This window comes from Myxococcus sp. XM-1-1-1 (assembly GCF_020037095.1).
In the GTDB taxonomy this organism is placed as follows: Bacteria; Myxococcota; Myxococcia; order Myxococcales; family Myxococcaceae; genus Myxococcus; species Myxococcus fulvus.
Genome location: NZ_JAIQDH010000008.1, coordinates 173,013 through 184,849, shown reverse-complemented (window position 1 = coordinate 184,849; position 11,837 = coordinate 173,013). Strand labels below are relative to the sequence as shown.

General features: G+C 70.5%; 5 protein-coding genes. All 5 read right to left on the bottom strand.

The genetic code is table 11. From position 1 onward, the window contains the following. Positions 1 to 32: 32 nt before the first annotated feature. The 5 genes from K8640_RS18010 to K8640_RS17990 are packed head-to-tail and all read right to left on the bottom strand — an operon-like array spanning position 33 to position 11,714. Positions 33 to 554 carry a hypothetical protein gene (locus tag K8640_RS18010; protein WP_046715636.1) on the bottom strand — a complete coding sequence of 174 codons (522 nt, stop codon included), beginning with the start codon at positions 552 to 554 and terminating at the stop codon, positions 33 to 35. Continuing rightward, on the bottom strand, positions 554 to 3,640 hold the full coding sequence (locus tag K8640_RS18005; protein ID WP_223748143.1) for a POTRA domain-containing protein: 3,087 nt from the start codon (positions 3,638 to 3,640) through the stop codon (positions 554 to 556). The genes K8640_RS18010 and K8640_RS18005 overlap by 1 nt, the downstream gene beginning before the upstream one ends. An 11-nt stretch (positions 3,641 to 3,651) precedes the next feature. After that, the gene (locus K8640_RS18000) at positions 3,652 to 7,584 is read right to left on the bottom strand and encodes a translocation/assembly module TamB domain-containing protein (RefSeq protein ID WP_223748142.1); all 3,933 of its coding nucleotides are present in this window, start codon (positions 7,582 to 7,584) and stop codon (positions 3,652 to 3,654) included. A gap of 5 nt (positions 7,585 to 7,589) precedes the next feature. Continuing rightward, positions 7,590 to 8,534 carry an ExeA family protein gene (locus K8640_RS17995; protein WP_223748141.1) on the bottom strand — a complete coding sequence of 315 codons (945 nt, stop codon included), beginning with the start codon at positions 8,532 to 8,534 and terminating at the stop codon, positions 7,590 to 7,592. 24 nt (positions 8,535 to 8,558) lie between these two features. Continuing rightward, complete coding sequence (locus K8640_RS17990) at positions 8,559 to 11,714, bottom strand: tetratricopeptide repeat protein (protein WP_223748140.1); 3,156 nt, start codon at positions 11,712 to 11,714, stop codon at positions 8,559 to 8,561. Positions 11,715 to 11,837: the final 123 nt, after the last annotated feature.

The following is an 11,837-nucleotide window of genomic DNA, read 5'->3' as shown; positions in this document are numbered from 1 at the left end:
GGGGACTGTACCTCACGCGGCGCGGACGGCGCTCACGGGTACTTGTCCACCACCAGGATGACGCCCGTGTTGTCCTGCACCACGGAGAACCCCTTCATAGGGCTCGGGTAGGCAATCAACCCCTCGCCATCGCGGTCCCACCTCGCGTCGAGCAGGATTCCGCAGAACGGCACGGACATGGCGCCGCTCTCCGGCAGGAAGACGCGGTCATAGCGGCCGAACACGCGGTGCTTCGTCACATAGAGCCGCCCGCCAATGCGAGCGCCGGGAAGCACCTTCTCCCCTTCGTCCCGGGGCAGCGCGATGACGAAGCTGTAGTTGTAACGCGCCGGTCCCGGGTGGTCCTGGATGGCATCCACGATGACGGGGAGCTTGTCGCCAGGCTTGAGCCCCAGCCGCTCCATCTGCACCAGCGCGCCCTTCGGACACGTCCCCTCCGGCGGCATCCACTTGGGGCGCTCCGGCGCGTCGGTGACGTCCTGCGTGTGGCGGCACCCCGCGCCCCAGAGGCCCGTCAGCAGCAGCGCCATCCACCCCGTGGACCCGAGCCTCATCAGAACGTCCCGATGCTGAAGTGGAACTGCGTGCGCGCCTCGTTCACTTCCTCGTCCGGGTCCAGGTTGAAGCCCACGTCGAACGCGAGGGGGCCCACCGGCGTCATGTACCGCAGGCCCATGCCCGCCGCGTAGCGCAGCCGCTCCAAATCCAGCCGAGTCCTGTCCAGCCACAGGTTGCCCGCCTCGAAGAACAGGCCCAGGTCCAACGACGTCAGCGCAGGCAGCCGCAGCTCCGCCTTGCCCAAGGTGAAGAGCTCACCGCCCTGGCTCGCCGGCACCTGCCCCGCGAGCACCGCCTTCAGCTCGCCCGAGCACCCCGTCGGGCTGATGAGCGAGCGACAGTCGCGCAGCCGCTGATGCAGCGCCTCACGCACGTCCTCGGGCAGAACGCCGTCCTCGCGGAAGCCGCGCAGGCTCGACGAGCCGCCCAGGTAGAACAGCTTCGAGCCGATGGGCTGTGCGCCCATCTCCATCGGGACGATGGTGCCCGCGCGCGCCGACAGCGCGAGGCTCGCTCGACGCCCGAGCGGAATGTAGCCACTCAAGCTGCTCGCCAGCTTCAGACCGTTGATGGGGAACGCAGGCACGGCGTTGCCCGCGACATCCGTGGGGCTCACGCTGATGCCTCGCGTGAGCTCCGCGCTGCTGATGAGCACCAGCCCACGCCGGGGGTTCGTCGCGTCGTCACGGAAGTCGAGCGTGATTGCGGGCCGGAGCGAGTGCAGCACGAAGTCGCCGAACGGATAGCGCAGCCGCTCCTGGTCCGCGCGGTTGAGCAGCTCCAGCACGCCGGCGCGCGAGCGCAGCCGGTTGTTCTCCACTTCGTACGACAGCGAGACGTTGAACCAGGACGCCACCGCCCAGTCCAACGCCGCCGCCGCCGCGAGCCGCGAGGACACGTACGAGGGCCGGTGCACACGCTCGGCGATCAGGTCCAGTCGCGCGCCCACCTCGAACGGCAGCAGGAAGTACAGCCGAGGCTGCGAGAGCGCGAGGTTGCCACGGCCACCCAGTCCGCTCAGTCCCTGGAGCTCCACGTCACAGCCCGCCGAGGCCGCGCCGCCCGACTGCTCACACGCAATCCGCCGGTCCGCCGACAATGCCTCCGCGCTCCAGCCCGCGTAGTTCACCTTGCCGCGCGCCAGCAGGCTCAGGCCCAGTCCATCCAGGTTGCGGTACGCCGTGTCCAAGGTGATTCGAGGACCGTCGACCAGGAAGTAGCCGCCGGACACCTGGCCATCGAGGCGAGGGCGCTCGTGCACCGTCACCACCACGTCCTTGGACGCCTCGCGCCGCGTGGGGTCCGCGAGCGTCACGTCCACCTGACGGAACAAGCCCAGCCGCGCGAGCCTGCGCTGACCCTCGGTGAGCGAGTCCATGGCCAGCGGCTGCCCCTCCTCCAGGTTCAGGTTGGCCATGATGAGGTCCGGGTCCGTGCGCGTCAGGCCCTGCACCAGCACCTTGCCCACCTTCACCTGCGGCCCCGTGTCCGCGTTGAACACCACCGTCGCGACCTGGTCGCCCTCCTCCAGCGAGGACTTCGTCGTGACGCGGGCGAAGAGGTAGCCCTGCGTGCCCAGCCCGCGCTCCAGCGCCACGCGCGCCGCCTCCACCGCCTCGAAGCTCAGCGGTAGGCCCTCGTGCACCCCCATGCCCGAGGCCGTCGCGCGCGCGGCCTTTGTGTCCGGGAACCCGTCGGGGACGACCTGCTTCACGCGCGTCTGGGGCCCCTCCACCACGTCGAAGTCCGCCGCCGCCGTGCGCGTGCGAGCATCCACCGTCAGCCCCCGGAGCGTCACCACCACCGACAAGAAGCCCCGCTCACGGTACTGCTCCATCATCGACTCCGTGGCCTCCAGCCACGCGTCCTCGACGTACACCGTGGCCGGGTCCGGCACCGGCTCCGTGGCGCCAGGCCCGCGGCCGTGACGACCCTCGACGTCCAGCGGGTCGTCCTGGAGCCGCAGGTCCAGCTCCGGCTGGAGCTCCCCGGCGCGGATGCGCTCCGCCAGCACCTCTCTCAGAGTGCCCGAGCCCAGCGACGCGTTGCCATGGAAGCGGACCTCGCTGACGCGCAGGGGCTGGCCCTCGTCCACGTCGAAGGCCAGCACCGCCACCTCACCATCCGGCCGCAGCACCTCGCGCGGACGCACGCGCGCGTCGTGGAACCCCCGGTGCCGGTAGAACGACTCCACCCGCCGCGCCAGCCGTCCGGCCACCACCTCGTCGAGCGGCTCGGCCACGTCGTACGCCAGCACCCGCTCCAGCACCTCGGCCGTGAAGCGGTGGTTGCCATGGAAGCGCACGCTGTAGCGAGGCCCCGCCGACAGCGGCACCGACACCGACGCGGCGCTCCCCTCCACCAGCACCGCGGGCGCGCCCACCTGCGCGCGCCAGTGCCCCGCCTCGCGCAACACCGTGCGCAGCTGGTCCAACCCCGCGTCCAGCCGCACGCGGTCGAACACCTCACCGGGGCGCATCGCGAGCGCCGCCAGCAAGCGGGGCAGCGGCAGGCCCGGGCTGCCGGAGAAGTTCACCTGTCGAACCAGCGTCGGCTGCCCCTCGGTGACGTGCAGCGACACCTGGATGCCCAGGGGCAGCGGCTCCTGCGTGGCCGTCACGCGCACGGAGTCGTAGCCCTTGCGCTGATATGCCTGGAGCACACCGGACACGGCGCCCTCCAGTTCCTCCTGGTCCAGCGGGCCGCCCTCCAGCAGGCCGCTGGCGTCGAGCAGCTCCCCGTCCGTCAGCACCTGGTTCCCGTCGAAGCGAAGCCGCGCCAACCGCGACACGGGCGTGAGCTGGAACACCAGTCGCACCCCGCCGCGCACCTCCTCCGCGCGCGCCACCACGTCCGAGAACCGCCCCGTGGCCCACAGTCGCTCCACCGAGCGGCGCACCAACGAAGGCATCAGCGCCTGGCCCTTGCGCACCGCCACCAGGCCGCTGAGCCCCTCGGCGTCCTCGCCTCCAGGCAGGTGCAGCTCCACGGCCACCACGTTCTGACCGGCGGCGCGGGCCTCGGGCGCCTGGGCGCGCGCGGAGGCCGAGGCCAGGACGCACAGCCAGAGCCCCAGCGCCACCGCGGCGCGGGTTACTCGACCTCCCAGCTGAGCTTCAGCTCGAGCCCGAGGTTGCCAAACGAGGCTTCGCTGTTCTCGTTGTCCCACTGGGCCTGCGCGGAAAGTCTGTCGTCGAAGCGGTACTCGGCACGCGCCCGCGTTCCGCGCCCACTCACCGGTTGAGTCATCCCGATTTTAAGCTGCTCGCTGAGGAACTTCGACTCCAGTTGCGCGGTGGGCTCCGCTTGTCGGGTGGCGTCATTGTAGGTGGTGGATATCTGGAGGGACAAATCCCTCAGCACCGGATTGCTGGGGAGAAACCGCTGGACCTGCCGGTCCAGACCCGACGCGTTGAAGAGGGCCTCGGCCGCCAGCCCGGCTCCGGCCGACGCCGCGGTGTCCCGGTCCGACGAGGTGAACCCCAGGGTGAGCAGGGAGACGATGTCCCCTTCCACCAGCGCGGGCTCCGACGAGAGGAGGATCTGCGGGTCCGTGGGCTTGCCGAAGGCGTGCAGCTTCACCAGGAACTCACGCACCTGCGTCTGGGCCTGGACCTCGAAGACGGGCTCCAGGCTGTTGGCGTCCTGGAACTCCAGCTGCCCCTGGCTGATGGTGAACGGGTTGTTGCGGAAGAACGCCTGGCTGCCCTCGGCCAGCTCCACCCGCCCCAAGAGGCCCGGCCGCAGGTCCGTCCCCGTCAGCCGCACGTCCCCGAGCATTCGCGCCTTGGCCAGGTTGTTGTCCACGCGCACGTCCCCGAAGTGGACGTTCACATCCCAGATGACCCACGGCTTCAGCGCCTCGCCCAGGGCCGCGGACGGCGAGGGCGCCTGCACCGGCGCGCGCTTCTGCATGGACTTCAGCAGCGCCTCCACGTCCAGCGCCTTCTGGTAGCGCATCTTGACGATGTCGATGCCGCCCGTGACGGTGAAGCCCTTGGGCGGCCCCACCACCTGGAGCAGCCCGGAGAACGTCGCCGGCAGGTCCTCGGTGAGCCGGTAGGGCACCTCGTCCAGTTGCACCGTGAGTCCCAACCGCTGAGGCAGGAAGCGCGACAGCCGCACGTCACCGCGCGCGGACACCTTGCCCTCGTTGACCAGGCCCCGCAGGTGTTCCAGCAACATGCGCTGGCCCGTCAGCTCCACGCGCCCGGACATGCCCCGGACGTTGATGGGCAGATCCCGCATCGCCACGCGCAGGTCCAACAGCTCCGCGCTGCCCACCACCGAGGGTGCCTCCAGCGTCCCCGTGGCCTCCGCGTCCACGGTGAGCCGCCCCGTGGAGCGCTCCACCATCGACGGCAGCAGTGACTCCAACAGGCGCAGGTCCCCACCTCCGCGCAGCGTCAGGCCGATGCCGCCGCGCGTGGTCATCCAGCCGCCCATGTTCAGGTCCACGTACGGCCCGAGGAAGCGGAACGGCTGCACCTCCAGCCGCCCCTTCTCGAAGGCGAGCGAGATGGGGGCCGTGTTCTCCGCGCGCACGTCGTCACGCGACAGCACCAGACGGTCCACCGTCGCGCGCACCTGCGCGGCCTGGGGCTCCATCAGCGGCCCCTTCGCCGTGAGCGAGCCGGACACCTGGCCGGACACGCCCGCCCACAGCGGCTCCGCCGGCAGCAGCGTGCGAATCTCCGGCAGCGCCAGCGTGAGCGAGGCATCGTAGGGCCACGTGTCCTGCACCTTCATCTTCACGCGGCCGCTGGCGTCCTGGAAGGGCCGGCCCCAGACCTCGAAGTCCTTGCCCACCAGTCGCCCGGTGAGGTCCATGGCGCCCAGGTTGCGACCATCCAGCGCGATGTGCGGCGACTTCAGCGTGACGTCCACCACGGGGATGTCGGACGTGCCGGACACGACGCCGTCCATCACCATCGTCCCCGTGAGCCCCATGCGCCCGGCCACCTCCGGCCCCACCGTCTCCCCGAGCGACAGCCCGTCCCCGCCGAAGCGGTAGTCCAGCCCGCCCGCGAACAGCAGCGTGCCCTCCGCCCAGGTGCGGCCCAGCGGGCCCTTGAGCTCCGTGCGCTCGAGCACCATGGCCTTGCCGTCCACGAAGCGAAGCCGCGCCGAGCCGTCCCCCAGGCGCCGCCCGTAGTACGTGGTGTCCTTCACGTCGAAGGCCACCAGCCCCTCCAGCTTCTCGATGGGGCTGTCCACCTCCACGCGCCCGGACGCCGTGCCGCCCAGCGTGCCCTGCATCACCGCCAGCGACGGCGTCAGGCCCGCCACCACGTCGACCAGGTCCTCGGTGCGCCCCTGCGGGACGTTCACCTCGAGCTTCAGGTTGAGCAGCCGGCCGAAGCCCACCGCCGCCTTGCCGTAGTACTGCGTGCGCCCCTTCTGTCCCGTGAACGAGGGGAAGGCCAGCACCCCATCCGAGTAGCCCAGCTTCCCCTGCAGCACGCCCAGGTTGAAGCCCCAGAAGACGAAGTCGCGGAACGACAGGCCCGACTCCACCTTCACCTCGGAGACCGGCCCCGTAATCGAGTACGTCGCGTTGCCGCGCCCCGCCCACTTCAGTCCGGCGATGTGGCCGAAGTCCGACAGGTCCACCTCGCCCTGACCGTGGATGTCCAACCCCAGGCCATTGCCGATGAGCAGCCCCACGTCGGCCTGCACGCGCGAGCGGCCCACCTCCGCCTGGACGTGGTTGAAGGACACGCGGTCGGTCTGCAGCCGCACCTGCGCCTGCGCCCGCCCCTTGTCGAACTCCAGGATGTGGATGCCCTCGCTGGCCGGAGCGTCATAGGCGCGCGTGGCCAGCCGGAAGCGGCCCGTGCGCAAGTCCAGCGGCCCGGACAGCGAGAAGCGCGGCAGCAGGTTGCCGGAGAGCTGCGCCTCGAGCGACGCGGGGAAGTCCACCCACGAGCCCTTCACCCCCGCCTTGTCGAGGATGCGCGCCAGCGACGCATCCTCCGTCTTCAGGCTCACCTCCAGCGGCAGCAGCGGCGTCAGCAGCAGCTTGCCCGTGGCGCGCACCCGCCCCATCCCCACCGGCACCACCACCTCCTCCAGCCGCACCTCGTCGCCCGCGTAGGACAGCCGCGCGGAGATGTTGGCGGGTCCGAAGCGCTCGTAGCCCAGCCCATTGCCGGACAGCTCCAGCGACACCGCGGGAGACTCGGGCTTGCCGGCGATGGACACGCGGCTCCACAGGTGGCCCGTCGCCGGCTTCGGCAACAGCTTCGCCTGCGACAGCGTGCGCAGCGGCAGGAAGATCTGCGCGTCCAGCGCCAGGTGCGGCTGGCAGAGCGAGTCCACCCGTCCGGACACCGTGGTGCTGATGTCATCCAGTGACACCTCCGCGCGCTCCAGTTCCAGCAGTGCCTCGTCCGGGTCCACCGCACCGGCGATGGCCAGCCGCTGCAGCGCCAGCTCCTGGCCTCCGGGCCCCAGGCGCACGAGTCCCCGGCGTGCCTCCACGTCCAGCTCGATGACGCCCCAGCGCTCCGCCCAGCGGACATCCAGGTCCGCCACCTCCACGCGGCGCCCCTCGGGCAGCGCCACGCGCACCTCGGCGCCGACGATGTCCAGCTTCGCCACCCGCACCCGCTCCAGCGGGTCCAGGAAGCAGCCCTCCGACTTCGTCTCGGGACGCTCGCGAGGCTGGGACACGTCCAGCGACAGCCGCGGACGCACCGCGCGCACCGAGGCGAACGTCAGCCTGCCGGAGAGGGGGCGCAAAAAGCCGAACTGCACCTCCGCCAGGTCCGCCGCCAACAGCGGCGTGTCCGCGCCCGGCAGGAAGAGCGAGAAGCCGTGCACCAGCACGCGCGAGCCAAGCGGGTCCAGCTCACAGCGGCCGATGCCCACGTCCAGGCCGAGCACGTCCGGCAGGTGCCGCCGCGCCACCGTGCAGGCCACCTCCCACGTGGCGGGCATGCGCAACGCGAGGACACTCCCCGAGATGACGAGGAGCACGAGCAGCAGCGCTCGAAGCGCACCGTTGCGGCTCTGTGTGGCCAAAGCCCCTAGAGCTTACCCAGCCCTTCGAGGTAGCGGTCTATCTCCGCGAGGTCGAGCTTGTTGTTGGCCGCTCGGGGCAGGTTCGTGGCGGGCACGCTCGCCCGCTCGGCTGCTCCAGGAGCGGCCGAGTTGATGCCCTGCAGGCCCAGGTTCTTCCCGATGCGGTTCACCAGGTCCGCGGACACGGTGTCCGCCCGGGCCAGGAAGGCCTCGAAGAGCGCGTTGTCGCACAGCGTGTTGATGACACGCGGCGAGCCGGACGAGTGCTCGTGCACGGCCAGCAGCGCCTCGGGCGAGAACGGCATGCGCGGGCAGCCGGCGAGCCGCAGGCGGTGCTTGATGTACGCCTCGGTGGACTCCGCCGTGAAGGGCTCGAGCTTGTAGCGCATGGCCACGCGCTGCGCGAGCGGCGGGTCCAGCTTCAGGTTCTTCTCGATCTCCGGCAGGCCGAAGAACACGAAGGAGATGAGCTTGCGCTCCGGCACTTCCAGGTTGAGCAGCCCGCGGAACTCCTCCATCAGCTCCCGCGTCTCCAGCATCTGCGCCTCGTCGATGAGGACGACGGCCTTCTTGCCGGACTCGTAGATCTGCAGGAGCCGCTGGTAGAGCTGCGACAGGAGCGCGAGCTTCTCCTGCGCGGGGTTCTCCACGCCCAGCTGCAGCGCGATTCGGCGCAACAGCCAGTTGGCGGTGATGCCCGAGTGGATGATGACGAGCAGCGCGGCCTCGTACTCGGACTCGGGAAGCGAGTCGAGCATGCGGCGCGCCAGCGTCGTCTTCCCCGCGCCGATGTCGCCGACGAGGATGGACAGGCCCTTCATGTAGCTGACGGCATGCATCAGCCGGGTGAGCGCCTGCGAGTGCTGAGCCGAGTTGTAATAGAAGCGGCTCACCGGAGCGTTGGAGAAGGGCTCCTGGGTGAGGTCGAAGAAATCGAGGTAGGTCGTCATGGGCTCGCCGGACCTCGGGGGCAACTACACGTAACCGACCTTGCGCGCCTTGGGCGCGCCGGCGGCCGGCACGGGGGGATTGGCCACGGCCGCGGCTGCACCGCCGCCAGGGCTCTTCGTGCCGTTGGTGGTGGCGACGGGCGCGGGCATGGGGAGGGGGTCGTCTTCCGGTGACGTGCTGGCGGACAGTCGGGACACCTGCGAGCTCACGTCGCGGTACTTCGCGTCCATCGCCGCCACGCGCTGGTAGTGGTGCAGCGCCTTGCCCGGCTCGCCGCTCGCCTCCCAGGCCTGGGCCAGCTCGAAGCCCAGCGCCTTGGCGGCCTCGCCCGTGGCGTGGGGACTGGCGAGCCCCTCGCGGAAGGTGGCCACCGCGGACGCGCCGTCACCGCGCAGCAGGTGCAGCATGCCCATCATCGTGAGGCAGTCGAGCTCGCGCTTGGAGCCCATGGAGCCCTGACGCGCCACCTCGAACTCGTGGAGCGCGTCGTCCAGCAGGCCCATCTCCTTGTAGGCGATGCCCAGGTCGTAGTGCGTGTCCACGTCCTCGGGCTTCACCACCTTGGCCAGGCCCTTCTTGAACTCGGAGAACACCTCCTCCACCGAGTACTGGAAGTCCTCTTCCGCCGCGGGCGCCGCCGCCGTGTCGTCGCCCAGGTTGTCGATTTCGCCGGCCAGCTCCGCCGCCAGGTCGAACGCGTCGCGCTCCCCCGCCGGCTCCGTCACCGGAAGCACGGTGGGCACCGACACGGGCTCGGGCGGCTCCTCTTCCGGCGGCACGCCGCCACTGGCCTCGAGCACCTCCAAGCGCTCCATCAGCTCCGTGGCGCGCGCGTGGCCCGGGAAGGCGATGCTCACCGTCTCGAGGATTTCACGCGCCTCTTCCAGCAGGCCCTGGTCCAGGAAGAACGCGGCCTCGTCGCACTCCTCCGCGGCGGGCTCCTCCTCCGGCTCGCTGACGCTGTCGTCGGCGAGCTCGGCGGCGGCCTCCTCCTGAGGCTCCTCCACGGGCGAGCCGAAGTCCTGGGGCTCCTCCTCCACCGAGCCGAAGTCGGTCTCCGGCAGGGACTCGGGCTCGTCGAGGGGCGCGTCGTCCATCGCCACGATGGCGTGCGAGGCGGTGGGCTCCTCCTCCTCGAAGTCGCCCAGCGACGGCATGTCGGAGCCCGCGGGCTCCTCGAGGTCGTCGAGCATCGACGCGTCCAGCGGCGCGATGCCCACGCGCGTGGGGACCTCGTCCACGTCGAGCGAGGCCTCCTCGACGAGCGTCGCCTGCTTGCGCGTGTCGGGCGCGGCATCCTGGAGGAGCTGACGGGTGGGCGCGCGCACCATCGTCGGCGGCGGCGCGTCGTCATCGTCGCCCAGCGACATGGCCGCCATCGTGGACGTGGCCTCGTCGTCCGAGTCGCCCAGCGAGTAGCTCTCGTCGTCGGAGAGCGGCCCGTCCAGGTCGGCCGACTCGACGAGCGGCTCGTCGTCCGTGGACGCGAGGCCGGGCTCGTCCGTGAGCACCATCCCGTCGTCGCCGGACACCAGCAGCTCGTCCTCGGCAGCCGCCGCCAGGTCCTCCGGCGCGGGGGAGTCGTAGACGTCGTGCTCGCCCGAGGTGATGGCCTCGCCGACGAGCGCCTCCTCGCTGACGACGGTGGCGTCGTGCTCGTCGTCGATGACCTCGTCGGAGTCGCTCGAGGGCAGCGTGGCCAGCGCCAGCTCGTCCCCCGGAGGATGCAGCAGCGCGTCCTCGGGCGGCGGCGCGACGAGCACCTCGTCGTCGCTGGAGTCCACCAGGATGGCGTCCTCGCCCACCGACTCCACCACCGTCGCGGACGGAGAGGCCGTCACCGGGCCCTCCACGCGCAGCACCGACAGGAACGCCGGCACCTCCGGGTGCGCGGGGTTCTGCTGGAGGATGGTCGCCAGGTACGGCTGCGCGCGCGTCGAGTCCGCGGCGCGCGTGCACAGGCGCAGCACGTTCAACAGCTGCTCGCCCGCCTGCGCCGTGTTCCCCGAAGCGACGTAGATTTGATACGCCTTCTCGTGCGCGTCCAGGTTCTCCGGGTCAACGGAGAAGACCTTGCGCAGGTGCTCCAGCGCTTTGTCGTGGAGCCCGTACTTCACGTAGACGTCCGTCTCCGTGAGCAGCTTCGCCAGCTGCTCGCGCGCCATCCCCGCCTGCGAGGGGGGCGGCGCCGCGACGGGCGCGGGCTGCGGCTGGGCCGCGGGCTGAGGCGCGGCGCGGGCGGCCGGCTGGGGCTGCGGCGCCGCCACGGGCTGTGGCTGCGCGGGAGCCGGCGCCGGCGCGCGGCGCGCGAGCAGCTCCGGGTCCTGCGGATCCAACACTTCAATCTGCGTCCAGACCGCCTCGGCCTCGGTGAGACGGCCGCGCTCCTGGTGGATCTTCGCCAGCTCCTTGTAGACGGACACCGTCTTGGAGGTCTGCCCCAGCCCCTGGAACGCCTGGGCCAGGAGCGACAGCGTCTCCACGTCGCGGCCATCCGCCTTGAAGCACACCTGCAGCTTCGCGAGCGCGCGCTTCTGGTCACCGCGCTGCAGGTACGAGGTCGCCAGCTCCTTGGCGAGCGGCAGGTTGTCCGGCTCGAGCGTGGACAGGCGCTCGGCCACGCGGGCCCAGTCGTCACCGCGGCCGTTGCGCTTGAGGTACTCGGCGGCGCGCTTGAACTCCTGCACCGCCTCGCGCGACATGTTCTCGCGCGCGTACAGCTCCGCGAGCTTGATCTTCGACGCCACGTTCTCCGGGTCGAGGTCCACCATCTTCTTCAAGGTGTCGAGCGACGACTTGGTGTCGCCCGCCTTGTCGTAGTGGTTCGCCACGATCTGGAAGTAGGCCATCGCCTCCGACATCAGCCCGAGCTGCTGGTGCAGCTCCGCCAGCTTGAGGTTCACCTCGAGCAGGTTCGGGTTGAGCTTGAGGACCTGCTTGTAGAGGGCGACGGCCTTGAGGAAGAAGCCGTCCGAGGAGTAGCTCTCCGCGACCTTGGTGAAGAAGTGCGCCGCCTGGGCGTTGTCGTTCTTCTTCTGGTACAGCTCCCCCATCTTCTGGAGCACCCGGATGTCCTTCGGGTCGACCTCCAGGACCTTCTGATACTCCTTGATGGCCTTGTCGTACGCGCCCTTCGCGACCAGCTTCGCGGCGGCTTCGATGATCTTGTTCTTGTCCATCGAGCGTGGGCTTCCGGCGAGCCGAAACCCCTTGGAACTTCGCGGGTTTCTATCTTCAAAAGGGGGAGAGTCGGAGGCTAACGGAATCCTCCGACGCGGGTCAAGAAACAGCCCGGCTCCCCC